Below are 22,756 nucleotides of genomic sequence, written 5' to 3'. Positions count from 1 at the left end.
ATCATGGCGCCTCAGGACGACCCCGCCTGGCTGGTCGGCATCGATCTTGGCACGACCCACACCGTGGTCGCCGCCTGTCCGCTGACGGACGGGGAGGCGGATCCGGCGATCGGCGCCTTCGCCATCGAGCAGCTCGTCCGGCCCGGCGAGATCGCGGCCCTGCCACTGCTGCCCTCCGTCCGCTATCACGCTGCGCCGGATGAGCTGCCGGCCAGCGATCTGGCCTTGCCCTGGCCCACCGGGGCGGCGGCGGATCATCGGCCCGTCGTCGGCGAGCTGGCCCGGCGGCTCGGCGCCCGCACGCCCGGCCGGCTGATCGCCAGCGCCAAGAGCTGGCTGTCGCATCCCGCCGCCGATCGTGCGGCGCCGATTCTGCCCTGGGGAGCGGCGGATGGCGTGCCCCGGATATCGCCGGTCGACGCCAGTGCCAGCTACCTGGCCCATGTCCGCGCGGCCTGGGACGCCAGCCATCCCGACGCGCCGCTCGCGCGGCAGGCGCTGGTGATCACGGTGCCGGCGTCCTTCGACGAGTCGGCCCGGACCCTGACGCTGGAAGCCGCGCGTCTGGCCGGCCTGCCGCGCGTGAGGCTGCTGGAGGAGCCCCAGGCGGTTTGCTACGACTGGCTCTGGGAGCATCGGCACCGGTTGCAGGCGCAGCTGGCGGCGGCCAGCCTGCTGCTGGTCGTCGATATCGGCGGCGGCACCCTGGACCTGACCCTGATCAGCGTCAGTCCCGGCCCATCCGTCCCGCAGCTGAACCGCATCGCGGTCGGCAACCATCTCATGCTCGGTGGCGACAACATCGATCTGGCACTGGCGCACCAGGTCGAGCGGCAGCTGCTGGGCGAGGAGGGCAGGTTCTCCGCCGGCGAGCTGTCGCAGCTGGTCGAACAGTGCCGCCTGGCCAAGGAGCGCCTGCTGGCCGGCGACGCCCCGGAGGCTGTCACTGTCACCCTGCTGGGCAGTGGCAGCCGCCTGATCGGCTCGGCTCGATCCGCCGAACTCCGCCGCGAGGCGGTACAGGCGCTGGTCCTGGACGGTTTCTTCCCGCTCGTCGGCCTGGGCGAGCAGCCCGAGCGCAAGCGCAGCGGCGTCGTCGAATTCGGCCTGCCCTATGTGGCCGATCCCGCCGTCACCCGGCATCTGGCCGCCTTCCTCGGCGAACACCGTCATGCGGCCCGCGAGGCGCTGGGCAGCGCGGCCGACATACCGGTTCCCGATGCCCTGCTGCTGAATGGCGGCGTCTTCCGCAGCCCGCTGGTGGTCAGGCGGCTCATCGAGCAGCTGCGCACCTGGGGCCGGCGGGAGCCGCTGTGCCTGGCCAACGACCGGCCCGAGCAGGCGGTGGCGTTCGGCGCCGTGGCCTACGGGCTGGCGCGTCGCGGCCATGCCGTGCAGCGCATCGGCGGCGGCGCCGCGCGCAGCTATTTCCTCGCCGTCGATGCGGCTGCCGACGGTCGGCCGCAGACGGTCTGCATCCTGCCACGCGGCACCGAGGAGGGTCACGAGATCGTGCTGACCGATCGCGGCTTTCTGCTGACGCTGGGGGCGCCGGTCCGCTTCACCCTGCTGGTGGCCCGCGACGACGCGCGCCCCGAGGCCGGCGCCGTGGTGCTGGCCGACGACGAGCACCTGCAGACACTTCCGCCGCTGGCGGTTGCCCTGGCCGCCGACGATCCGGCGGGGCCGCGGGAGCGTGCCGTCCGGGTGGCGGCGTCCCTCAGCGAGCTGGGCACGCTGGATCTCCAGTGCGTCGCGCTCGATGACCCGGCCCAACGCTGGCGCATCGAGTTCCAGCTGCGCGGCCGCTCGCCGGTCGTGTCGGCCGATCTCACCTCGCAGCACCCGCGGCTGGAGCCGGCGGTGGCGGCGATTCGCGAGGTATACGGCAGGAAGAGCAAGGCGACCGACCCCAAGGCCGTCAAGGGCTTGCGGGCGCGGCTGGAGAAGATACTGGGGCCGCGCGACGGCTGGGGGACGCCACTGCTGCGCGATCTGTTCGCCGTCCTGCTGGATGGCCTGCCGCACCGTCGCCGTAGTCCCGATCACGAGCGGGTCTGGTTCAGCCTGGCCGGCTATTGCCTGCGGCCGGGGTTTGGCTATCCGCTGGATGACTGGCGCAGCGACCAGCTGTTCGCCATTTACGGGCAGGGCCTGCAATTCGTCAACGAAACCCGCAACTGGTCGGCATGGTGGACACTCTGGCGGCGTGTGGCCGGCGGACTCGACGAGGCCCGGCAGCTGATCCTGCTGGACGACATCGCGCCCTACCTCAACCCGGAAACCGCAAAGCGCGGCAATACCGCCACCCTAGGCAAGAAACGCTCCTATGAGGACATGGTTCGCCTGGTGGCGATCCTGGAACGCCTGCCGGCGGAGACCAAGTCGACGGTGGGCGGCTGGCTTCTGGAGCGTCTCGCCAGGCCGGGCGAACCGGATGCCTGCTGGTGGGCGCTGGGCCGGATCGGCGGGCGGGTGCCGTGGTACGGCAGTCCGCATGCCGTGGTGCCCAGGGCCACCATCGAGGCCTGGCTGGAGCGGGTGCTGCAACGCGATTTCCGCCGGGAGCCGCCGGCCGCCTTCGCCGCCACCTTGCTGGCGCGCAGGAGCGGCGACCGCGAGCGCGACATCGATGCCGCGCTCAGGGCGCGCGTGATCGAGGCGTTGCGTGCCGGTCGGGCGCCCGAGTCCTGGGTGTCCCTGGTGGCCGAGGTGCAGGCGCTCAGCGAGGCCGACGAGCAGCGCATGGTGGGCGAGTCGCTGCCGTCCGGTTTGCGGCTGATCGGCTGAGCCGTTCCGCCGGGGATGGCCATCGTCCGACCGCGCGTCCACCGATCGGCACTTGCCGGCCTGCTGCTGGCCGGCACGCCGGCTGCGCCGGCCTTCGAACCCGCTCAGGGGCAATTCCTGGCCCGGCAGGCCTGTGCCGCCACACGCGGCATCCGCGGTCCGGCGGATGAGGTTGCCATCCGTCCCGGTGAACATTACGCGATGCTCGGCTTCAATCGTCCGGGTGGCGAATTCGTGCAGGTTCGCATCCCCGGCGCCCGGCCGGAAACCCGCTGGGTGGCCATGGGCTGCGGCGACTGGCAGCCGGGCGTTGCCGCCAGCCCGGAGGCGCCATCCGGGCAGACCTCCGAGCAGAGCTGGTTGCTGCTGGCGCTGAGCTGGCAGCCGGCCTTCTGCGAGATTCGGCCCGAGAAAACCGAATGCCGCACCCAGACGCCCGAACGTCATGACGCCGCGCATTTCAGCCTGCACGGCCTCTGGCCGCAGCCCCTTGGCCGCGAGTACTGCCGGATACCGGCGACGCTCCGGATGCTGGACGAGCACCACCGCTGGCAGGCCCTGCCCCCGGTGGCGCTGCAACCCGAGACCCGCCAGCGGCTGGAGGAACGGATGCCCGGCGTGGCCTCGGGGCTGGATCGGCACGAGTGGGTCAGGCATGGCAGCTGCTATGGCAGCGACGCCGAAACCTACTTCCGGACGGCATTGGCGCTGGTCGATCAGGTCAATCGTTCCCCCGTGCGGGATCTGGTGGCGGCGCGACGCGGGCAGCGTGTGAGCCTTGCGGAATTGCGCGCCGCCTTCGAGCAGGGCTTCGGTGCCGGAACCGGCGCGGCGTTGGGGTTGCACTGCGAGGCCGACGGGGATCGCCGGCTGGTCAGCGAAATCCGCATCGCCTTGCGCCAGCCATCGACGGCGGCGCCGCACCTGTGGGAGACCCTGGACCGCGCGGCGCCCCGGCAAGGCAATTGCGAGGCAGGCCTGGTCGATCGCGTCGGGCCCGACTGAGTCCGGACCTCGTTGCCTGTACGCGACGCCATCCTGCATCGCTTACAATCCCGAACTGTCCCGACATTGCCCACCCGATCCATCGACATGCAAATCCTCAAGCGCACCCTGCTGCTTCCGCTGATGGCCTGTTCCGCCTGTACCGGACTGCCTTCCGATCCCCTGGGCCTCAATACTCCCCCGGCAGCGGCGCCGGCGAACGCCGGCAGCGAAGCCAGCCAGTGTTCGGACAGCCTGCGGGCAATCGGCAGGCTGAAGATGCAGACTCCCGCCAAACCCGGCGGCCCCGCGGTGGACACGCTCTATTGGTGCACCAAGGCCGCGGAGAAGGGCGATGTCAGGTCGCAGTACATCCTGGCCGGTCTCTACGAACGCGGGGTGGGCGTGCCGGTCAGCCTGACCGATGCCTTGCGCTGGTACCGGGCGGCGGCGGACAGCGGCTATGCCGAGGCGCAGTTTAAGGTGGGCCAGTTCTACGGCCGCGGCCAGGGCGTTGCCCAGGACCGGAACGAGGCGACCCGCTGGTACATGAAAGCCGCCGGGCAGGGCCTGCCCGATGCCCAGTACTACATGGGCTACCGCTACGAGCATGGCAAGGGCATCGCTCAGAGCTACACCGAGGCGGCCCGCTGGTACCTGAAGGCTGCCGAGCAAGGTAATGTCTCGGCCATGGACGGACTCGGCGGGCTCAGCCTGGCCGGGCATGGCATGCCGCAGAATCAGCTGGAGGCCTACAAATGGTTCAATCTCGCCGCGGTGTCGGGCGCGCCAGAGTTCGTTGCCAACCGTGACCGGGTCGCGGCCGGACTGACGCCCGCGCAACTGGCCGAAGGCCAGCGGCTGGCCAGCGAGTGGGCCAAGCACCATCCCATCGGCAAGGCGCCAACACCATGATGGGCGGCGCCGGGCGGCCGGAGCGGGACTGGCCCGATCCCGCTGCGGCTTGATTCAAGCCGCCTCCGGCACGTAAAATCGCCACCTCCCAGGGCGGGTGTAGTTCAATGGTAGAACTTCGGCTTCCCAAGCCGATAGCGTGGGTTCGATTCCCATCACCCGCTCCACTTCAACTTTCCAGGGCGTTCCAAGGACGTCCATGGAGTGTTGCAAGTCATTGTCACGGTTCGATTTTTTCAGGATATTCGATCCAGTGACGTCCAGCCAAATCCACTGACAGCCGGTCCAAACTGGTACAAAAAGTGGCCCAAACAATGCGCGAGCTTCCCTTGCCGCATTGTTGCTGGAGGAGCCGGGACCCGATGGGAAACATGGCACTCAACTCGCTTTCAAGGAGTTGGGATCATGCTTTCGGACCTCATGGCACGGCAGGCCAAGTGCACCGGCAAGCCATACGCGCTGGCCGACTTCGACGGCCTCTATCTCTACGTTTCCGCCATCGGCACCAAGGCCTGGCACTTCCGCTATTCGTGGTTTGGCAAGCGCGAGCGCATCACCCTCGGTAACTACCCGGCGCTTTCCCTGAAGGACGCCCGCGCGCTGCGCGATGAAGCCCGCTCGCTGCTCGCCAAGGGCGTCAATCCCCACAGCGAACGCAAGCGCAAGCGGCACGCGATCGTCCTGGCCGGCGAGCACACCTTCATGGCCGTCTACGAGCAATGGCTGGCCCATCGCCGTCTCTCGCTGGAGGAAGGACGGCAGACCAGCCTGGAGCAGATCGGGCGCGTCTTCAAGAAAGACGTGTTTCCGTCGCTGCGGCACCTGACCATCTACGAGATCACCCGTGCGCACCTGCTGGACATCATCGGCAAGGTGGAAAAGCGCGGCTCGCTGTCGGTGGCCGAGAAGCTGCGGACCTGGTTTACCCAGTTGTTCACCTACGCCACGGTGGCGATTCCCAACATGGGCGAGAACCCGTCCAGGGACCTGGAAGTGGTCGCACTGCCCTTGCCGCCGGTCGAACACAACCCGTTCCTGCGCATGCACGAGTTGCCGGTCATGCTGCAGACGCTGCGCAAGTACCGCGGTCGCCTGAACACGCAATTGGGCTTGCGGCTGCTGATGCTCACCGGTGTGTGCACTGGCGAGTTGCGCTTCGCCACGCCCGATCAGTTCGATCTCGACCGGGGCCTGTGGATCATCCCCGTAGCCAGGCTCAAGCAGCGCAAGCTGCTCACCAGGAAGAAGCGCAAGCGCCTGATCGACATCCCACCCTACATCGTGCCGCTGTCGGTGCAGGCGCAGGAGATCGTTCGCCACCTGCTCGACAACTTCAAGCCGGCCCAGGTTTATCTCATCCCCGGCGACTGGTGCCTGAAGAACCCGATCAGCGAGAACACGCTCAACGCCGCGCTCAAGCGCATGGGCTACGAGGACCAGCTCACGGGGCATGGCATCCGGGCAACGATCTCGACGGCGCTGAACGAACTCGGCTACCCGAAGAAGTGGGTGGACGCCCAACTCTCGCATGCCGATCCAGACAGGATCAGCGCGACCTACAACCATGCCGAATACGTCGAGCAGCGCCGCGTCATGATGCAGGACTGGGCCGATCGCCTGGACCTGTTCGAGCAGAACCAGGTCGAGGTTGCCAGCCGGCATCTGACCATCACGCTTCAGGGCCTGCCGACCATCGCCGGCCAGGCGGCCGTGCAGCCGCCGGTGGTCGACCTCACCGCGCCGCAACTGGTCGTGATCGCGCCAACGCCCGACCAACTTGAAGCGCCGGCATCGGTGCAGCGGCTGTCGGCCGTGCGCATGCCAGAGTACGCTCGGCCGCGCCTGTCGGAGGCGCAGCGCGAACGCCTGCAAGTGCTGGAGACCTTCGAGGCACCACATAACCTCTCGGTGGCGGACTACGCCAAGCTCGCGGGCAAGTCGCGCCGCTGGATCACCTACGAGATCCAGGCCGGCAACCTGCTGTCGATCCACATGGGGCATCGCGGGCAGCGGGTGCCGGACTGGCAACTCGATCCGCTCAAGCGCAGGCTGGTCCAGTCCGTCCTGAAGCAACTGCCACGGGGTATCGACACCTGGGACATCTACCACGCTCTTCTGCGCTCGTACGAGGCTCTCGGGACACTGCCGGCCATCGAAGCCGTCAATCCAACGAACCTGCACCTTGCCGCGCGGTTGGTGGTCGCACAGTGCATGCAGGCGAGCGAGCCAGTCGTGACGACCGAGTTCCCTGAGCAGGTCCGGCAAAGCGTGCAGCGGCTGGTGCGCGAAGCCGTCGCTGCCGATGCCGCCGAAGCGACGCCTGGAGTCTGATGAAGCCAGGGTCGCGTCGAAGTTCGGTCAGGCGCTTGCCTGGAGTGCTTGGAAGAACGGCTACAGGCGGGGGCTGTCCGTATTTCGACGGCTCAGGAAATACGTGGTGAGCGTCAGCGCTCCCTCTTGCAACGGACGCTGGAAAACGCCGAGGGAACGATGGCCCTTGATGCGGGCGACGGGTGCGAGGCAGACGCCGTAGCCGGCGGCCACCAAGGTCATCATCAACCCGAACGATGTGGCCTTCATGATCGCTGAGGGGACGACGCCGGCCGCCGTCAGCAATGAGTCGATCTGCTCGCAGTAGCCGACACAGTCGCGGCCATCCAGGGCGATCCAAGGGTAGTCGGCCGCCTGCTCCAGGGACACTGACGCGAAGGCCAGCAAGGGGTGATGGGCCGACACGGCCAGGGCCAGCGCATCGCGCCAGACGGGGCGGGCATCGATGCCTTCAGGGGTTGTGGGCGATTGGCAGAGGCCCGCTTCGAAAGCCCCCGCGAGCACTCCTCGATGCAGATCCTCCAGGCGTTCTTCATGAAGGCGAATGGGGTGGTCCGGATGGCGCCGACGATGTTCCGCCATCGGCACCGACAACCGGGGATAGGCCAGGCAGTCCGACAGGGCAATGTTCAAGGGATCGGGAGCGATCATCGTGTCACCTGCACAACGCCGACACTGGGAAAAACCGGGCGCGACCAGTCAATGAGATAAGTTTAACGTGGTTTAGATTCGCTTTGCGCGTGACGCTTCTGTTGATGCAGAAGCGATCGGTGCAACGCGGGAGACCCGCAGGGACAAGAACCTATGAAAGCGAGCCAGCGCGCGCTTTCGGCGTTGCCGTGCGCGAGGTACGGACCGCGCAGGGGCTTGCCCAGGAGGTGCTTGCGGAACAGGCGGGCATCGCCCGGTCGCACATGGGCAAGATCGAGCGCGGCGAGCACATGCCCACGCTGGTGTTGATCCTGCGGATCGCGAAGGGGCTGGGTTGCTCGGCCGCGGCACTGATGGCCGCGACCGAGGCGCAATTGTCCGGGGAACAGGACACCACCGAATAGCCCGGCAACGCGGGCTTGGCCGGTCAGCCATCTGGTCGCAAGTATGCGGCCTGCGTTGTGCCCGGGGGCGCTGAATTCCGTGCCAGGGACAGGTAAGGGTTGTCCGGCGGGACTTCCGCGAACAATGCCGAAGGCGCCGCCAGCAGATAGCCGTGCAACCGCCGCGACTTGCGCGGCCCGGTGACCTCGCAGGTCCAGATGTTCAGGCCGCTGCCCTGTTTGCGGTGCAGCCCCAGCTTCTCGAAGCGCTTCTGCACCCATTGCCAGTCGTGCAGATTGTCCTGCCGGGCCAGCACCTGGATCTCCGGATGTTCCTGCACGTAGCGCTGGAAGACGCCGGGGCTGACCAGGTACGCCGTGCCATCGACGGTATGCACCAGTGCTTTCGCGTCGTTGATGATGAGCTTGCGCGACTCGATGCCTTGCTTGAGCCAGGCGATGAAGTCCTCCCCGGACGGCGTGGCCTTCGCGGGAGCCGGCATCGTGGCAGGACTGGTCGGCGTCAAATCGGGCAAAGACGCAGTTGCGGTGGTGGATGACGAAGGCGGTTCCGCGCCGGCGGACGATGCACCGACGGTGGCTGCGTCGGACGCATCGAGCATCGACAGCAGATCGGAGATCGGGTCCGCGATCCCCGCCGGGGAATCCGCCACCCGAGGGGGCGGTGAGGTGGCCGGGATGCCGGCGGAAGCCGGCGCTGCCTCATCGCCAGGGAGGGGCTCTTCCGTCGTGACCGTGCCGGCGAACGGTGCGGGACGCTCGCCCGACTCCCAGATCAAGGCCGGCGACAGGCGCAGGAAGGTAAAGCTGTGCGACCAGCCGGTGCCGCTCGTGACGGTCGCCCGCCAGATCGCCTTCCCATCCGGGGCGGGCTGCACGATGCCATGGTCCTGGAGCACCGTGAAGACAGCGGTGTTGTTTGACGGAATGCCTTCGATGCCCTGGGACAGGAGGTGCGCGCGCAACTTGTCGCTGACCGTCTTGCTGACGAGCCAGAGTGCGTCGTGGGTCAGCCATCCATCCGACGGGCCGCCGGGCTGGTTCAGCTTGAATTCCTCGCGCAGCAGGTAGCGCAGGCCATCCAGCAGCTTGCGCTGCACCGCATGCTTCGGCGCCGCCATGGCCTTGGCCGGATCACCGCCGAGCGCCAGGGCCACCGATGCCTGGTCGGCCTTGACGACCAACTCGCCCAGCGTGCCGGCATGCTCGTACTGGCCCGCCAGCACGTACAGCAGCGCCGACCACAGGTCCTGATAGTTGCTCAGCCAGTCGAAGATGCCGGCATCGAGCACACGGGTGTAGAGCAGTCCCGTGGCGGCGCCATGCAGCCGGTAATCGCGATCCGTCCGGTAACGAAAGCGGTACGGCTGCCGCAGCGGCCCGTGCCAGGGGTGCCAGACCACGCCATCGGCCTGCTCGACGTGCAGGTCGACCGCGATCTTGCCAATGTCGTGCAGCAGCGCGGCGTAGGCGGTCCCGGCGGTCCAGGCCTCGGCTTGCGCGGCCTGGGCCTCGGGCGAGGCGCCGGCCGGGAGCAAGTGGGACTGCCTCAGTTTGAGCGCGTAGGCCACGATCTCCAGGCCGTGGTCCAGCATGCCGCCCGGCCAGGCATGGTGATGCGCCTCCGAGGCCGGGAACTGCTGGACCAACTCGGCGTAGCGCTCCAGCGGCGCCAGGTACAGCGAGCGGAACTGCCGACGCGACAGCGAGGTGCGCTGCCAGATGTGTTCCAGCAGTCGCTGCCGGCGTGGCTCTGCCAGCAACGATGCGGCCGACTGCGGCCGGGTCAACCCTTTGGCAATCTCGGGGGGAGGCGGCGCGGCGGCCGGCGGCACCCGTTTGCGCTGGAACAGCGAAAGCATGGCGACATCCTGGTGATGGGCTGGCCGGAGGAGCCTTTTGGCCTTTTCGGGTAGGGCCTTTCCCCTTGAGGCCATTCCCTTGCTCCTTCCCCAGCCCTTTGGCCTTCGACAAGCCCTTTGGTATAGGGGCAGTCGGCTTCGTGTGCCGCAATCAATGCGGAGCCCGTGCGCTCCAGGATCGGGCGGAACAAGCACTGTGTTTTCACCGGATCAGGCCGTTTCAACCGGCGCTGAAAGCGCAGCGAGCCCTGGAAACCTTGAGCCCGGAGGCATGCTTGTCGGGAATGAAGTAAGGAAGTAAGATTTCCTTTGAAACTTACGGAGGCCTCCCATGCTTGCCAAGCTCACTTCGAAAAACCAGATCACGCTGCCCAAGGCGGCCGTGTCCGGCGTGGATGCGGCGGAGTACTTCGACGTGACCGTCGAAGGCGGTCGGATCGTCCTGACGCCGGTGCGGGTCCAGAAGGCCCAGGCCGTGCGCGAGAAGCTGGAGCAACTCGGGATCACCGAGCAGGACGTCGAGGATGCCGTGGCCTGGGCACGGCAGTGATGCGCAGGGTCGTCCTCGACACCAACATCGTGCTGTCGGCGTTGATCTTCAGTGCCGGACGCCTGGCCTGGATACGCCACGCCTGGCAGCACCAGCAGTTGCAGCCACTGGTCTGCCGGGAAACGGCCAGTGAACTCCTGCGCGTCCTGGCCTATCCCAAGTTCAAGTTGTCAAACTTGGAACAGCAGGAGTTGCTGGCGGACTTTCTGCCCTACGCCGATGTGGTGGAACTGCCGGCGCCATGGCCAGACCTGCCGGTCTGCCGCGACGAGCAGGACCAGGTGTTCGTGGTGCTCGCGCATGTCGGCAAGGCGGATGCGTTGATCATGGGCGATGCAGACATTCTCGCCATGCGAGAGGACTTTCCCGGCTTGATCATGACCGCCGAAGCATTCGCGGCGCGGCGGGCATGAAGGAGACCGGCGCCGCCCTGCCCAACGACCGTGGAACGACCATGAGGTAGCCGACGATGAAGCACACCGCTCGCATGACCACCGCAGCGCGACTCGGTCGCCGGCTGGGCGGCGTATGGGGCGTTTGCCTGCGCGCGGAGCGTCGGACACATCGGTGGCTGATGGCGCAGGGGCTGCCGGCAGGCAGTGCAACGGTGCTGTTCTGGGGGGTCAAGCTGGCAATCCTCGGGGTGTTGCTGTACGTCGCGGTCTGGGTGGCGCTGCTGCTGGTCGCTCTCTTTGTTGCAGCAAGGATGACGGAGCAGACGCCGGAGGGCGACGACGATTTCGATCTGCAATTTCCTGCGAGTCTGGATGAACTACGTCAAACGCCTGGCTACGATCCAAACCTCTACAACGACACCTCTCACGAGATGTACAGCGAAGACGATTGAAGCCGTTCATCGCTGAGTCATTTCAGCTTCCTCGACATGACGCCTGGCCCCTTGCTGCCTGCATTGCCCGCGTCTTTGGTGCCTGCCGAGAACGCATTTGCGACAGTTCCGGCCCGAATCCCAGCCCAAGTCAATGCGCCAATCCAGAATGCCGGGAGCACCAGGAACATCGTAGCCATCACGAAGTTCAGCAGCATGTCCCCGAAGGCGTTGTTGAGGCCCACCAGCGGATCGAAGTTCGTGTGCGGCCGATTCCAGCCCCACCCCCAGCCGTAGAGCGCATCCAGGATGGTCGAGTCGATCCAGCGGGCGAGTTGGAACCAGAAGTCGGTGAAGAACAGCGCGAACTGCACCACGCTCACCGTGACCACGGTCTTGAGGTCATAGGTGCCGATCAGCAGCACCAGCGGGATGCAGATGACCAGCACCATCTTGAGCAGGGACAGCACCATCGGCAGCGCCTGCCGCACCACGTCCATCGCCGGGAAATAGCCCAGTGATCCGACGGTCAGCCCCACGTCGCTGGCGGCGCGGGTGACGATGTTGGGCAGCGTCATGTCGATCTGGCCACCGTAGTCCGTGTAGACCGCCCCCCGGTTGAGCTTCTGCTGGCGAGGGCTGGCGACGGCGCGGATCACCGAGTCGTTGACCTCGGCCTGGCTCAGGAAGCCCGCCCAGCCGGCCAGTCGCGTCAGCAGGTTGGGATCGACCTGGGCCAGCAGTCGTGCCCGCAGGCCGTGGCCGGCGTCGGACCACCACTGCCGGCAGGTCGGGTAGCCGCCCCCGTTGGGCACCTGGGCCAGGCCAGCGTCGCGCGTGGCGTCGAACGGCCAGGCATCGCGAGGTGTCCTGGAGCGGTAGCTGTCGTAGAAGCCGGCGGTGCCGACGAAGTAGCTGGAGCCGATCCAGGTGACGTCGTGCATCTGCTCCTCGCTGAGGCTGGGCCGGGTCATGAACAGCTTGGCGCGAGCGGGGCCATAGCAGTCGCGGGTGAAGTCGCTGACCTCCTGGGCCAGCACCGGGTCGTCGATGCGGGTCGCGTCGATGTCCATGCGGATCTGCCGCAGGTCGGTGCCGCAGGGAATGGCCGCGACAGAGGCGCCGGTGATCGCGCGCGAGATCGCGTGCATGGCGAACCACCACACGGGCACCTTGGCCGATTGGTTGTTGATCGTGCTGAACGATTGCGACCAGCCGGTATCGGTCGGCTCCGGGACATTCACCTGGCACTGGGTCGAACGCGAGCGGTCGTACTTAATGGTGTTGAAATCGACATCGATGAAGGGGATGCCCGCGAACATGATCACCACGATGGCGACGAAGACGCGGTTCTCGATGCGAACCGAGGACAGCACGCCCTTGTTGCCCTCGTCGGCGCCTTCCGCGCGGGCCTTCAGCCATTCCTGGATGACGATCGCCAGGAACGGGATTGCGAACATGCCGCTGGCGACCAGCACCGACCAGATGCCATTGTGGACCACCCAGGACACGAGCGTCAGGTAGTACTCCAGGTAGTCGGTCGTAAACAGCGTCATGGCGGCCCCCGCGCTACCGCGCCTGCATCAGCAGGCTGGCTTCAAGAGCAATCACGGCGACGATGGCCGCAACCTCCGCGCGCAGCAGCCGCTGCCCGGCAACTCGCTCCGGTTCCCGCGCGCGCAGGCGACGGCGCATCCAGAGCCAACCCCAGGCAGTGCCGGCGTACAGCAACAGTCGCCAGGCCAGGAAGGCTCCGGATTGCGCTGCCATCCATGCTTGCCAGCCGTCGATGCCGCCTGCGATGCGGATGCCGACTGCATTCACGACGGTCGCGGCGATCAGCAGCAGCAATGCCCACAACAACGCCACGCCGACACGCCGGCTGGACAGCCAGCGCAGGCGCCACCTGCCGGCGTTCATGGATGGCTTCCGCCGGACGGCGGCTGCTGCAGTTCATCGACGCGGTTGCGCACCGGATCGCCCTCGTAGATGCCGCGCGAACCCGCCGCTCGGGTGCTGTGCCGCTGGATGATCGCCATCGGCGAGTTGCTGGCCAGTTCGCGGCGCAGTTCCAGTTCGGTCTTCAGGTTGTGAATCTCGCGATCGAGGATGTCGCTTTCGTGCGTGACGGCCTTCTGGGCCAGTTCGTTGGCGGCCACGTTGGGCTCCTTGCGCCCGGTCAGCAGTGTGCGTTGCAACAGCAGCGCCTTCTCCAGCACGCTGGCCAGCGCAACCTCCGAGGCCAGGCGCCGAGCCAGGATGTCCTGGTCCGTTTCGTCGCGCAGTGCCTCGATCACGCCACGGGTGATGGGCAGCGACCCGCTGCTCGCCGCCTGCAGGTTCTGGGCCGTGGTTGGACGGCTGCCGGCGACCAGTTCCTGCAGGGCCTGCAGCTTGTCCTCGTATTCCTCCTGGATCAGCGGAGTCAGGCCAACGCCCGGCGTGGTGACGGTCTTGGTGCAGGCATCGCAGGTGCGCTGCTCCTGCTCCCCCAGCACGCGAATGGCCCAGGCCGCGGCGGCATCGGGCGAACTCCAGGTCTGGCATGCCAGGTTGCCGCCACAACTGGCTTGAGGAATCGAACTGGCATCGCCGACGCCACGGCCGTTGAGCAGGTTGTAGCCGGCACGGGTCACGTCGCCGACCACACGCACCGGACGTTGGCCCGCACCGCCGGCGTTGTCTCCGCCGACCCACGGAACGCCGTTGTTGCCACGGTTCGCCTCGGCGTCGTCGATCGCCGAGACCGCATCGGTGCTCGCGACGGCCTGCTTCAGCGCCATGCCTTCGGCGAGCTGGTCCCAGCCGAGCTGCCCACCCGCCATGTCGGCCATGCGGTTGGCGATGGCACGGCAGGTCAGCTTGCTGCGATCGAAATCCAGCCTGGCTTGCAGCACCCCATTGGTCAACAGGTTGTACAGCCCTGGATCGGCGCGCTGGATGATCAAGGCGGGCAGCGACGCCACGGCAGCGGTGGCGTTCTGGATCACCGAGGACATGATGGCCTGGAAGCCGTTGGTGATGCCGTTCAACTGGTTCTGCAGCGTGGTTGTGATGCTCATGTCGCCGCAGATCAGGTTGCTGTTCCAGCCGACGCCAACGCCGATGGAGTGCATGTTGGCCGCACCGCTCATGGACACCGCGCGACCGCCCCCAATGCTGTAGAGGACGTCATCGCCGATCACGCTGCCTTGATGCTGGACGCCGTACTCGTTGACGCTGGTCTGCGCCCCGGCACCGGAGCAGCACAGCGCTGTGATGACGGCCAATGCGAGGGACGTGAGGCGGCGGGCGTTCGGGAGCGGAGAAGTCATGGCATCGGGCCTCACTGGAAATCGACGCTGCCGAGGAACACCTGGCCGCGGCGCTGGCAGCAGCTATAGGGACGCCACAATGCCCAGGCGTAGTCGCCCTGCCGGGCCTGCACCTTGGCATTGCCGTGGGGGAATACCGCGCAACTGCTGGACAGCGTGGGGGTCAACTCCTGCCACTTGCCCGTGGCTGCATCGGTTTCCATCAGGGCGCCGGCCGGCCAGTAGCCATCGCGCGAACTGGCGAGCAGCGGCTGGTACACGTGGATCTGGTTGCGGCGCGTCACGATGTCACCCGCGCGCTGGGCGACCACGGCCGCGGCCTTGTGGTCATCCACCTGGTGCAGGAAGCCGCCACGCGGATAGACGTTGCCCCAGAGATTCAGGCCCGTGCGCGTGCCGATCTCGCGCCGGCCGGGAATCAGTGCTTCCGGATACAGCGCCTCGGGGATGTTGTAGCGCCATGCCAGCGTGTCGAGCGTGCTCAGCAGATAGGGCATGAAGGCGGTGCCGGCACCCTCGCAGGTGTACCCGGAGGCGCTGGCGAACTGGCTGAACACATGGCCGCCGGGATGGCCGATGACGTCGGCGTTCTTGAACTTCGCCAGGTTGTTCTCGTGATCCTCGTTGGTGGTGCCGTCGCCACCGGCCTTCGCAGTCGGGTTCGGCAGGCTCATCGCCCGCACCTCGACCCAAGGGTTCTCGCCGGTGTTCGAGTAGCTCGATACCACGGCATCCGGGATGTAGTGACGCACCTTGACCGAGGTGCGCACGGTGCATCCCGTCCAGGTGCAATAAAGCCAGTAGCAGATGCCGGTGACGCGGTACTCCAGGCAATCCGGTGACAGGGTGGAGGCCACGATGGTGGCGGTGTTCAGTGCAAAGGACGATGCGGAACACCCCAGCAACAGCGCTGCGATGGCCAACCGCTGGCGCCGGGATGATGCGAACGGACGCCTCGTCATGGCTGCGTCCTCCGGTATTGGTCGATGCGGGAAACCGCACGGGCCACGTCCGTCTCGCCATAGACCACGTATCGGCGATCCACCACGATGGCCGGAACCTTGGCGACGCCAAGGCTCCAGGCATCGGCAACGCCCTGGTAGGCGGTGCCGATCCTTCGCTGCAGGTCTGTACCGCCCAGCTTCAGGCGTTGCTGGACGATGGCGCTGGCGCGCTCAGGATCGGTGGGCAGGTTGTCGGCCAGCTCCCCTTCGAGCACCGCGGCCGCGTCCAAGATGAGGTGTCGGTCAGCCTGGCCAAGGACCGGATGATGCGAGTCGGTAACGACCCATACTTCCGCCGAAGCGGCGCGGGTGGCCAACGTCAGGATGGCAATGCCCGCGGCAAGCCATGCTGGGCGGGTGCGAGTGGCATGAGAAACAGCGCAAGAGTCCATGAGACAACACCGGAGGGAAGCCAATCCGGTGACAGTCGAACCGAAATCCGGCTTCGACACGAGAAACAAACCGGAAGCCGCCTCGCCCCGTTTTCGCCATCCCTGTCATCGCGTGATCACCCCAAACGGTGCCTGCGAGTGCGCCTGCGGCAAGGCCGCGTTCGGATCGACAGCCAAGGCGGCCGCCACAAGTCGGTCTCGCCTTCAGCAGCGATGAATCGCCTGGAGAACGAAGTCGGCCCGTTCGGCCACACTGGCGCGCGGAAGCAACCTGACTTCGTAGCCGAGTGCCCGGTAGGTTGCATCCAGGTGGGCGTATTCCGCCTCAGCCTCGGGAAAGCCGTGCCGCCGCGCCTCGTCGGCGCAATAGAGGTCCGGCCAGGGCGGAGCGAGGAACACGAGCCGTCCATAGGGGCGGGATTCGCCCAGACTTTGCGCCAACGGTACCCCGTAGAGTCGTTGAAGCGCCGCAGCGGCGTCGATCAGCCCTCGGTCGAAGAAAACCGGACCAGCCTCCCGCATCGCGCCTTCGAGATCCATGGCAGCGACACGCAGCGCCTCGCGCAGAAAGGCCGCCATGTCGGTCCATGGCAGGGCGTTGCCGCCCTGTCGAATCTGCTCGGCGATGATCCTCCGCCCGGGTTCGGCGACGGTCGCATGACCACGCCGACGCAGTTCCCCGAGCAAGGTCGACTTGCCGCCGCCGGAGCACCCCGAAATGACCACCTGAGATGGCATCGGCGTCATGTCAGGGTTTGCTTCGACCAGCAGACGGCTTGTCAATTCACTTGTCATCATTGGTTTAGCCGAAGAGACAGGCCCCACGCAATGGTGGCGCTGAGCATGCCAAAGGCGCAGACCCCGGCCCATCCATGCGCAGTGAAGGCCCACCCGCCTGCAGCAGCGCCGAAGGCCCCGCCAAGCAGCATCGCGCCCATGAACACGGTGTTCAGCCGGCTGCGCGCACCCGCGTCCAACGCATAGACCATGGTCTGGTTCGCCACCTGGGCCGACTGCACGGCCACGTCGAGCAAGAAGATGCCGAGGACGAGTGCGGGGATCGATGAGTTCCCCAGATACAGCACGGCAAATGCCGTTGCGGTTCCCACCGCGCCTGCACGGACGACTGCGTCATGTCCGTGCCGGTCGGCAAAACGGCCAGCCGCCGGTGCAGCCAACGCGCCGCACACGCCGACCAGCGCGAACAGGCCGGCAGATAACGCGCCGAGTTGCAGTGGCGGCCGCTCCAGCCAGAGCGCGAACGTTGCCCAGAAGCCGATCATGCTGGCAAACAGCAGGAACTGGATAGCCACAGCCTGGCGCAAGGAAGCGTGCTTGCGCACCAAATGCCACATCGAGAGCAGCAATCGTCCATAGCCGAGATCGGAGGACGGCGGCACCACCGGCAGCGTCCATGCCAGCCGAAAGCCCAGTACCAGCATCAGTGCCGCAGAAAAACCGAAGACGGACCGCCAGCCCCAGAACTCGGTCATCCAGCCGCTCATCACACGGGCCAGCAGGATGCCGACCAGGATGCCGCCCGTCACCACGCCGAGCACCTGTCCCTTGCGGTTGGAGGGCGCCAGGTGGATGGCCAAGGGAACTAGTTGTTGCGCCACGGTGGCGCACAAACCCACTGCGAGGCTCGCCAGTGCCAATTGAACGAAGCCGGAGGACGCGGCTGCCAGCACCAGGGAGAGCACTAGCGCCGCCAGCGTTCGCAGGATGAGCGACTTGCGCTCCAGGCGGTCACCCAGTGGTGCCAGGAAAAGCACGCCCAGGGCATTGCCCGCCTGGGTGAGCACGGGCAGCCAGGTCACGGTCCCCGCAGAGAGAGCGAACTCCCGGCTCAATTCGCCGAGAAGCGGCTGGTTGTAGTAGCTGTTGGCCACGGATGCGCCCGCCGCCAAGGCAATGGTCCACTGCAGATGGGAGGGTAAGGCTGACGTGGCAGGCATCGGTGCGGCACGCGATGCATCGCCCGGGTGACCTGGGATATCGCTCATTCAAGGGGTCCGGCCGTATCTATTCTCGGCTTGCGGACAAGCTCTCACCAGTTCGGGCGATCCGTTCCCGGCGGCACCGACGGTCGCGCATAGCCGGCCGGTGTTCGCGCCAGTTGCGCGCTGGGCCGCACGGCGCGCAGCAGGCCGAAGCCGGAGATTTCGTCGGCGAGCCAGGGGCTGAGGTCCGGCCTGCCGGCCCGCAGGCCCTCTTCGATGCGCCCCAGCCCGCGCAGCCAGTGCCCGGTCTGCGCCAGCGACACCTGCACGTGCCAGCTTCCCCCTTCGCGCGACTGTCGCCACAGCGCGGCGGCGGCGCCGAAAGCCATCAGGAAGCCGCTGGCCTGGTCGAGGATCTGCATCGGTAGCGCGCGCGGCTTGCCGTCGCCCGCTGCCTCGCCCTCGGCGTGGTTGAAGCCCATCGCCGTCTGCACCAGCGAATCGAAACCGCGCCGGTCGGCCCAGGGCCCTTGCGTGCCGTAGGCGGTCAGCGACACGGCGACGATGCCGGGCCGGCGCGCGGCCAGGGCCTCGGGCGAGAAGCCAAGCGCGGCCAGGCCGCCGGGCCGGTATCCCTGCGAGAACACGTGGGCGTCTTCCACGAGCCGCCACAGCGCTTCGCGCCCGGCCTCGCTGCGCAGGTCGATGTGCGCCGAGCGCTTGCCGCGGCTGGTTTCGGCGATGTTGGGCAGGTTCGGTGAATTGACCAGCATCACGTCCGCGCCGAACGACGCCATCGCCCGCCCACCGACGGGACCGGCCAGGATGCGCGTGAGGTCAAGTACGCGCAGGCCGGCGAGCGGCCGTTCATCGGCCGCCAGGGGCGGCAGTGTGCGCGGCGGCGCATCGGCGATCCGGGTGATCGTCATCAGCGGTTGCGCTGCCACGGCTTGGCCCTGGGGCGTGGCATCCCACTCGGCGAAGCTGCGCAACGCCGTGGCCACCAGTGCGTGGTCGGCCGCGGCCTGCTCGAAGTCCAGCGCCTTCCAACCCCGCAGGGCCTGCTCGGCGTCGGCGCGTGTGGCAGTTGCCGGGTCCAGGCCCAGCAGGCGCAGCGCGCCATCGCGGTGGTGCGGGAAGTTGGTGTGGACACGCACGTGACCATCGGCGCAGCGGTACAGGCCGGCGAACGGGTCCCACAGCTCGGGCTCCTGACCGTCGAGCGTGAACCAGCCGGTGCATTCGGCGGCGGCGTGGGCCATGTCCACGGCGACACGCTGGCGCGGAACACCCCGCTCATGGCCCAGTTCGCAGGAGGCGAGCGCGGCCGCGGCAATGCTGGCCTGCGCGGCGGTGCCAACGGCGAAGGACGAGGGAAACACCGGGTCGCTGCCCGTCAGCGCGATCCCGGCCAGCGCCTGCGGCGGCAGCCCGCCCAGCGACCAGAGCGCGGTCAGTGCATCGAGTGGATTCATCGTATGGACTCCTCACAGAAAGTTCGCCAACTGAATCGACACGCCACCCCGTCGGTCGAGTCGGGTTGGCAGATCCAGGCGGGTGGCAGGGTCGGCGCCGCGTGTCCGAAAACGCAGCGGAGCGCGGAAAGCAGCATCGCCCGCCATCGACGATGCAGGGGAGCGCCGTACTAGCACAGGCGTAGGCGTCGCGCGCCCGCTGCAAGCGATCCATCATGCGCCCGCCTTCAGCCCGAAGTACGCCGCGAGCGTCAGGCCGGTCGCCACGATCGTCCAACGCAGGGCCAGCGGCGGAATCCAGCGCGCCAACCGCGCGCCGGCATAGCCCCCCACGATCGCGCCCAGCAGGACCGCACTGCCTTGCGCCCAGGCGATGGACCCGGTAGCGACGAAGAGCATCACCGCAGCACTGGTCACGACGGTAGCCATCGCATTCTTGACGGCGTTCGCCTCCTGGACATCGCGCACACCCAGCAAGGTCAGGATCGCCATCAGCATGATGCCCAGGCCGGCGCCGAAGTAACCGCCATAGAGTGCGGTCAGGAACTCCGCTCCCGCCGCCACCAGGTGCGGCACCTGACCGCGAGCATGCCGCTCGATGGCCTGGCGCAGCCAGGGTCCCAGGGCGAACAGAACGGTCGCGACGAGGATCAGCCACGGCACCAGACGGCTGAACTGTGCATCTCCGGTGAACACCAACAGTGTGGCGCCCACCAGCGAACCGGCACCGACCACGGGCAGGCTGCGCCGCAACGCGGCGCGGTGGCGCCCGAGCTCGCTGCGATAGCCGAGCAGGCTGCTCGCATGCCCCGGCCATATCGACACCGCGCTGGTGGCGTTGGCCACCACGGGTGGTACGCCGGCAGCCAGCAGCGCGGGAAAGGTGAAGAATGTGCCGCCGCCGGCCACCGCATTGCAGATGCCGCCGATCATGCCGGCGCCGGCCAGCAGCAGGAAGGTTCCGATGTCCATGCCGCTCGCGCCTCAGCTCGTCGGCCTGGACAGGGCCAGGCGCAAGCCAAACCCCATCAGCGCCAGGCCGGTGAGCGCATCGAGCGAGCGCAGCACCGTGGGCCGGCGCAGCCAGCGTGCCAGTGGCCGCGTGGCCAGCACCAGTGCGGCGAACCAGAGCAGTCCCATCGCGGCGTGGATGCCGGCCAACAGCACGCTGAATGCGACCACCGGCACATCGGCGGGAACGAACTGTGGCAGGAGGCTCACGTAGAACACCCCGACCTTGGGATTGAGCAGATTCGTCAGCAGACCGCGCAGGAACCAGCGCTCGCCACGCACGAGCGGCGGATCATCTGCGGGCAGCGCCGGCCGGCTCTTGAGCGCGCCAGAGATCAACTTCCAGCCGAGCCAGAGCAGATAGGCCGCGCCCGCGATCTGCAGCAGGGTGTAGGCGAGTCGGGAGACCGCGAGCACCGCGCCGAGCCCGAGGGCCGCGATCAGCCCCCAGATCAGCACGCCGGTCACGATGCCGCCGCCCGCCCTCATCGCCTTGCGCCCCCCTTCCACAGCGGCCGTGCGAAGTACCAGCGTCGTGTCCAGGCCGGGGGTCAATGTGAGCAGCAGCGCCGTCAGCGTGAAGCCCAGGATCGCGGTCGATACATCCATTGGGGGATCTCCGTCAGAGCACAGAAAAGTCCAGTGACTCGCTGTACGTCGTCGATTCGATGGTCTTGACGATGGCCTGGCCGCAGATCACTGCGCCACGCGCCGCGTCGTAGGTCAGACTCGGCTCGCCATACAGCTCCCAGCCGCTGTTCAGGGCCGCGGTGACGCGGTGGCAGAACGCCGCGTCGTCGATGCCGGTCAGGTAGCGATACGCACGCATGCTCACGCTCCCGGTCGATTCGATGCCGGCATCTGGACGCGCAGCCCCGCTCCGAATGCATGCAGTAGATGCCAGCCGGTGTCCCAGTCGTCCAAACCGCTGGCGGCATTGATATGCCCAAGGGCGCCGACTTCCACGCATCCCGCTGCCCAACCCATGGCCATGCGCCGGGCGTGCTCCGGCGAGCCATAGGGGTCGTCGCTGCTGGCGACCACCAGTGCGGGAAACGGCAGGGGTTCGGTCGGTGGCGGGCCGAACTCGCTCGCCTCGCTCGGAAACGCCGGTGCGCCGGGGTCAGGGACGGCAACGAGGAAGGCGCCCCGGACCTGGGCGATCCGATGCTGGATGTCTTCTCCGATCCCCGGCCGCGATGCCCAGTGCGCGACGAGCAGGCACGAAAGGCTGTGTGCGACCAGGACGACGGGCGCGCCGCACTCGTCGATGGCCGCATCAAGTGCCTGCAGCCAGTCGGCCAGGTCCGGCCTGTCCCAGTCGGCAGGCTGGAATCGCCGGCCATACTCCTGGCGCGACGCCCAGCGCGTCTGCCAATGCTCCGGCCCGGAATTGCCGATACCGGGAAGCATCAAGAGGCGAACGGTCTGAAGGTGGCTCATGGTGGCGTGCGCGGATATCCGGGGTGAGGTTGTCTGGCTGGAAACCTTAAGACCGATGCGTTGAATTGCCGAGTGAGAAGGTCTCAGCAAGCATCGAGAAAAGCTCAATGGTCAGCTCGAATGGCCTTGGCTATCGTCGAAGTGCACTTCCTTCACAACCGACGAAGAACCCCCCCGAGTTCGCAATGTCCGATATCCCGCTCCTGATTTCCTACGTCCTGGCGGCCTGGGTGTCCATCCTTACGCCCGGTCCGGCCATCCTGCTGGCGATGCGCAATGGCGCTCGCCAGGGCGTGGTCGCGAGCCTGTGGTCGACACTGGGCAACATGTTGGGGTTGCTCGTGGTTTCCGCTGCGGCCGCGTGGGGCGTCGGCCTGTTCCTGCTTGCATCCGCCCACGCGATGACCGCACTGCGGCTGGCCGGCGCCGCCTACCTGGCGTACCTCGGTCTTCGCCTGCTTGTGCAGGGCAGACACACTCGGCCGCCGGACCCCGGTGCCCATGACGCAGGGCCGGTGCAGGCCTTCGCGCTAGCGAAGGAGGGATTCCTGGTGGCGACATCCAATCCGAAGTCGATCCTCTTCTTCACCGCCTTCTTCCCCCAGTTCATCCGGGCCGACCAGGCTCTCATCCCTCAGTTCATTGGCCTGACCGCGATCTTCGTAATCCTCAGCGGCGCCACCTTGACCGGCTATGCCGCCATTGCAAGCCGGGTGCAGGGCGCATTGGGCACTTCCGTCTGGCGCCAGCGCTGCACGCGCTTGGCGGGGATCGGTTTCCTCGGATTCGCCGCATGGATGCTTTTGTGGAGACCGTCGAGCGGCGCCAAGGCCCTGGCCGCGTGATTCGTGTCCGGCCACG

The 22,756-nt window shown here is 67.3% G+C and carries 23 protein-coding genes and 1 tRNA gene; 10 read left to right on the top strand and 14 right to left on the bottom strand.

What is annotated here, in order from left to right:
* Nucleotides 1-3 precede the first annotated feature (3 nt).
* From ACH5N8_RS11495 to ACH5N8_RS11475, 5 genes are all read left to right on the top strand, one after another.
* A complete protein-coding gene (locus ACH5N8_RS11495) occupies nucleotides 4-2,790 on the top strand; it encodes an Hsp70 family protein (protein ID WP_483281400.1) in 2,787 nt (928 codons plus the stop codon).
* Between the two features lie 15 nt (nucleotides 2,791-2,805).
* Nucleotides 2,806-3,795, top strand: a complete 990-nt coding sequence (locus tag ACH5N8_RS11490; protein ID WP_483281399.1) for a ribonuclease T2 family protein — start codon at nucleotides 2,806-2,808, stop codon at nucleotides 3,793-3,795.
* Nucleotides 3,796-3,882: 87 nt separating this feature from the next.
* The gene (locus ACH5N8_RS11485) at nucleotides 3,883-4,689 is read left to right on the top strand and encodes a tetratricopeptide repeat protein (RefSeq protein ID WP_483281398.1); all 807 of its coding nucleotides are present in this window, start codon (nucleotides 3,883-3,885) and stop codon (nucleotides 4,687-4,689) included.
* 93 nt (nucleotides 4,690-4,782) lie between these two features.
* Nucleotides 4,783-4,856, top strand: a tRNA-Gly gene (locus ACH5N8_RS11480).
* A gap of 238 nt (nucleotides 4,857-5,094) precedes the next feature.
* A complete protein-coding gene (locus ACH5N8_RS11475) occupies nucleotides 5,095-7,020 on the top strand; it encodes a tyrosine-type recombinase/integrase (protein WP_483281397.1) in 1,926 nt (641 codons plus the stop codon).
* 60 nt (nucleotides 7,021-7,080) lie between these two features.
* On the opposite strand, the gene ACH5N8_RS11470 is transcribed toward ACH5N8_RS11475, so the two are convergent.
* Nucleotides 7,081-7,671 (bottom strand): LysR family substrate-binding domain-containing protein, encoded by a 591-nt coding sequence (locus tag ACH5N8_RS11470; protein WP_483281396.1) that lies wholly within the window; start codon nucleotides 7,669-7,671, stop codon nucleotides 7,081-7,083.
* Nucleotides 7,672-7,775: 104 nt separating this feature from the next.
* On the opposite strand from ACH5N8_RS11470, the gene ACH5N8_RS11465 reads away from it, so the two are divergent.
* On the top strand, nucleotides 7,776-8,075 hold the full coding sequence (locus ACH5N8_RS11465) for a helix-turn-helix domain-containing protein (protein ID WP_483281395.1): 300 nt from the start codon (nucleotides 7,776-7,778) through the stop codon (nucleotides 8,073-8,075).
* Between the two features lie 23 nt (nucleotides 8,076-8,098).
* On the opposite strand, the gene mobH is transcribed toward ACH5N8_RS11465, so the two are convergent.
* Nucleotides 8,099-9,937, bottom strand: a complete 1,839-nt coding sequence (mobH, locus tag ACH5N8_RS11460) for a MobH family relaxase (RefSeq protein ID WP_483281394.1) — start codon at nucleotides 9,935-9,937, stop codon at nucleotides 8,099-8,101.
* Between the two features lie 331 nt (nucleotides 9,938-10,268).
* On the opposite strand from mobH, the gene ACH5N8_RS11455 reads away from it, so the two are divergent.
* Genes ACH5N8_RS11455 through ACH5N8_RS11445 form a run of 3 tightly spaced genes read left to right on the top strand, consistent with a single transcriptional unit; the run spans nucleotide 10,269 to nucleotide 11,334 of the window.
* The gene (locus ACH5N8_RS11455; protein WP_021205410.1) at nucleotides 10,269-10,487 is read left to right on the top strand and encodes an AbrB/MazE/SpoVT family DNA-binding domain-containing protein; all 219 of its coding nucleotides are present in this window, start codon (nucleotides 10,269-10,271) and stop codon (nucleotides 10,485-10,487) included.
* On the top strand, nucleotides 10,487-10,900 hold the full coding sequence (locus ACH5N8_RS11450; protein WP_483281393.1) for a putative toxin-antitoxin system toxin component, PIN family: 414 nt from the start codon (nucleotides 10,487-10,489) through the stop codon (nucleotides 10,898-10,900). Before ACH5N8_RS11455 ends, ACH5N8_RS11450 begins: the two co-directional genes overlap by 1 nt.
* A gap of 56 nt (nucleotides 10,901-10,956) precedes the next feature.
* Nucleotides 10,957-11,334 (top strand): DUF3742 family protein, encoded by a 378-nt coding sequence (locus ACH5N8_RS11445; RefSeq protein ID WP_483281392.1) that lies wholly within the window; start codon nucleotides 10,957-10,959, stop codon nucleotides 11,332-11,334.
* Nucleotides 11,335-11,351: 17 nt separating this feature from the next.
* Here the strand turns inward: ACH5N8_RS11445 and ACH5N8_RS11440 are convergent, their stop codons facing one another.
* The 12 genes from ACH5N8_RS11440 to ACH5N8_RS11385 form a co-directional block, all read right to left on the bottom strand.
* The gene (locus ACH5N8_RS11440; RefSeq protein ID WP_483281391.1) at nucleotides 11,352-12,869 is read right to left on the bottom strand and encodes a conjugal transfer protein TraG N-terminal domain-containing protein; all 1,518 of its coding nucleotides are present in this window, start codon (nucleotides 12,867-12,869) and stop codon (nucleotides 11,352-11,354) included.
* A gap of 13 nt (nucleotides 12,870-12,882) precedes the next feature.
* The gene (locus tag ACH5N8_RS11435; protein ID WP_483281390.1) at nucleotides 12,883-13,233 is read right to left on the bottom strand and encodes a hypothetical protein; all 351 of its coding nucleotides are present in this window, start codon (nucleotides 13,231-13,233) and stop codon (nucleotides 12,883-12,885) included.
* On the bottom strand, nucleotides 13,230-14,627 hold the full coding sequence (locus ACH5N8_RS11430) for an integrating conjugative element protein (protein ID WP_483281389.1): 1,398 nt from the start codon (nucleotides 14,625-14,627) through the stop codon (nucleotides 13,230-13,232). The genes ACH5N8_RS11435 and ACH5N8_RS11430 overlap by 4 nt, the downstream gene beginning before the upstream one ends.
* Before the next feature lie 11 nt (nucleotides 14,628-14,638).
* Entirely contained in the window at nucleotides 14,639-15,589 is a 951-nt protein-coding gene (locus ACH5N8_RS11425) for a TIGR03756 family integrating conjugative element protein (RefSeq protein WP_483281388.1), read from the bottom strand.
* The gene (locus ACH5N8_RS11420) at nucleotides 15,586-16,023 is read right to left on the bottom strand and encodes a TIGR03757 family integrating conjugative element protein (RefSeq protein WP_483281387.1); all 438 of its coding nucleotides are present in this window, start codon (nucleotides 16,021-16,023) and stop codon (nucleotides 15,586-15,588) included. Before ACH5N8_RS11420 ends, ACH5N8_RS11425 begins: the two co-directional genes overlap by 4 nt.
* 204 nt (nucleotides 16,024-16,227) lie before the next feature.
* Entirely contained in the window at nucleotides 16,228-16,770 is a 543-nt protein-coding gene (locus ACH5N8_RS11415; protein WP_483281386.1) for an AAA family ATPase, read from the bottom strand.
* Between the two features lie 47 nt (nucleotides 16,771-16,817).
* Nucleotides 16,818-18,029, bottom strand: coding sequence for an MFS transporter (locus tag ACH5N8_RS11410; protein ID WP_483281385.1), 1,212 nt, complete (start codon nucleotides 18,027-18,029; stop codon nucleotides 16,818-16,820).
* A 44-nt stretch (nucleotides 18,030-18,073) separates the two neighbouring features.
* Entirely contained in the window at nucleotides 18,074-19,441 is a 1,368-nt protein-coding gene (locus ACH5N8_RS11405; RefSeq protein ID WP_483281384.1) for a CoA transferase, read from the bottom strand.
* Between the two features lie 213 nt (nucleotides 19,442-19,654).
* Nucleotides 19,655-20,413 (bottom strand): sulfite exporter TauE/SafE family protein, encoded by a 759-nt coding sequence (locus ACH5N8_RS11400; RefSeq protein WP_020649379.1) that lies wholly within the window; start codon nucleotides 20,411-20,413, stop codon nucleotides 19,655-19,657.
* Nucleotides 20,414-20,425: 12 nt separating this feature from the next.
* Entirely contained in the window at nucleotides 20,426-21,061 is a 636-nt protein-coding gene (locus ACH5N8_RS11395; protein ID WP_483281383.1) for a LysE family translocator, read from the bottom strand.
* A 13-nt stretch (nucleotides 21,062-21,074) separates the two neighbouring features.
* On the bottom strand, nucleotides 21,075-21,281 hold the full coding sequence (locus ACH5N8_RS11390; protein ID WP_264315518.1) for a DUF1737 domain-containing protein: 207 nt from the start codon (nucleotides 21,279-21,281) through the stop codon (nucleotides 21,075-21,077).
* A gap of 2 nt (nucleotides 21,282-21,283) precedes the next feature.
* On the bottom strand, nucleotides 21,284-21,895 hold the full coding sequence (locus ACH5N8_RS11385) for an RBBP9/YdeN family alpha/beta hydrolase (RefSeq protein ID WP_483281382.1): 612 nt from the start codon (nucleotides 21,893-21,895) through the stop codon (nucleotides 21,284-21,286).
* Nucleotides 21,896-22,080: 185 nt separating this feature from the next.
* On the opposite strand from ACH5N8_RS11385, the gene ACH5N8_RS11380 reads away from it, so the two are divergent.
* Complete coding sequence (locus tag ACH5N8_RS11380) at nucleotides 22,081-22,740, top strand: LysE family transporter (RefSeq protein WP_196785200.1); 660 nt, start codon at nucleotides 22,081-22,083, stop codon at nucleotides 22,738-22,740.
* The last annotated feature ends 16 nt before the right edge of the window (nucleotides 22,741-22,756 follow it).

This window comes from Methyloparacoccus sp. NF-16 (assembly GCF_056880625.1).
The sequence above is the reverse complement of the archived record's forward strand: the minus strand, read 5'-3'. Positions and strand labels throughout refer to the sequence as shown.

Excerpts from the sequence above, each read along its gene's own strand:
- ACH5N8_RS11380 (WP_196785200.1), top strand. The coding sequence starts at position 22,081 with ATGTCCGATATCCCGCTCCTGATTTCCTACGTCCTGGCGGCCTGGGTG.
- ACH5N8_RS11450 (WP_483281393.1), top strand. The coding sequence starts at position 10,487 with ATGCGCAGGGTCGTCCTCGACACCAACATCGTGCTGTCGGCGTTGATC.
- ACH5N8_RS11495 (WP_483281400.1), top strand. The coding sequence starts at position 4 with ATGGCGCCTCAGGACGACCCCGCCTGGCTGGTCGGCATCGATCTTGGC.
- ACH5N8_RS11400 (WP_020649379.1), bottom strand. The coding sequence starts at position 20,413 with ATGGACATCGGAACCTTCCTGCTGCTGGCCGGCGCCGGCATGATCGGC.
- ACH5N8_RS11425 (WP_483281388.1), bottom strand. The coding sequence starts at position 15,589 with ATGACGAGGCGTCCGTTCGCATCATCCCGGCGCCAGCGGTTGGCCATC.
- ACH5N8_RS11465 (WP_483281395.1), top strand. The coding sequence starts at position 7,776 with ATGCAGAAGCGATCGGTGCAACGCGGGAGACCCGCAGGGACAAGAACC.
- ACH5N8_RS11430 (WP_483281389.1), bottom strand. The coding sequence starts at position 14,627 with ATGACTTCTCCGCTCCCGAACGCCCGCCGCCTCACGTCCCTCGCATTG.
- ACH5N8_RS11435 (WP_483281390.1), bottom strand. The coding sequence starts at position 13,233 with ATGAACGCCGGCAGGTGGCGCCTGCGCTGGCTGTCCAGCCGGCGTGTC.
- ACH5N8_RS11405 (WP_483281384.1), bottom strand. The coding sequence starts at position 19,441 with ATGAATCCACTCGATGCACTGACCGCGCTCTGGTCGCTGGGCGGGCTG.
- ACH5N8_RS11415 (WP_483281386.1), bottom strand. The coding sequence starts at position 16,770 with ATGACGCCGATGCCATCTCAGGTGGTCATTTCGGGGTGCTCCGGCGGC.
- ACH5N8_RS11385 (WP_483281382.1), bottom strand. The coding sequence starts at position 21,895 with ATGAGCCACCTTCAGACCGTTCGCCTCTTGATGCTTCCCGGTATCGGC.
- mobH (WP_483281394.1), bottom strand. The coding sequence starts at position 9,937 with ATGCTTTCGCTGTTCCAGCGCAAACGGGTGCCGCCGGCCGCCGCGCCG.
- ACH5N8_RS11395 (WP_483281383.1), bottom strand. The coding sequence starts at position 21,061 with ATGGATGTATCGACCGCGATCCTGGGCTTCACGCTGACGGCGCTGCTG.
- ACH5N8_RS11420 (WP_483281387.1), bottom strand. The coding sequence starts at position 16,023 with ATGGACTCTTGCGCTGTTTCTCATGCCACTCGCACCCGCCCAGCATGG.
- ACH5N8_RS11470 (WP_483281396.1), bottom strand. The coding sequence starts at position 7,671 with ATGATCGCTCCCGATCCCTTGAACATTGCCCTGTCGGACTGCCTGGCC.
- ACH5N8_RS11485 (WP_483281398.1), top strand. The coding sequence starts at position 3,883 with ATGCAAATCCTCAAGCGCACCCTGCTGCTTCCGCTGATGGCCTGTTCC.
- ACH5N8_RS11455 (WP_021205410.1), top strand. The coding sequence starts at position 10,269 with ATGCTTGCCAAGCTCACTTCGAAAAACCAGATCACGCTGCCCAAGGCG.
- ACH5N8_RS11490 (WP_483281399.1), top strand. The coding sequence starts at position 2,806 with ATGGCCATCGTCCGACCGCGCGTCCACCGATCGGCACTTGCCGGCCTG.
- ACH5N8_RS11390 (WP_264315518.1), bottom strand. The coding sequence starts at position 21,281 with ATGCGTGCGTATCGCTACCTGACCGGCATCGACGACGCGGCGTTCTGC.
- ACH5N8_RS11440 (WP_483281391.1), bottom strand. The coding sequence starts at position 12,869 with ATGACGCTGTTTACGACCGACTACCTGGAGTACTACCTGACGCTCGTG.
- ACH5N8_RS11410 (WP_483281385.1), bottom strand. The coding sequence starts at position 18,029 with ATGAGCGATATCCCAGGTCACCCGGGCGATGCATCGCGTGCCGCACCG.
- ACH5N8_RS11445 (WP_483281392.1), top strand. The coding sequence starts at position 10,957 with ATGAAGCACACCGCTCGCATGACCACCGCAGCGCGACTCGGTCGCCGG.
- ACH5N8_RS11475 (WP_483281397.1), top strand. The coding sequence starts at position 5,095 with ATGCTTTCGGACCTCATGGCACGGCAGGCCAAGTGCACCGGCAAGCCA.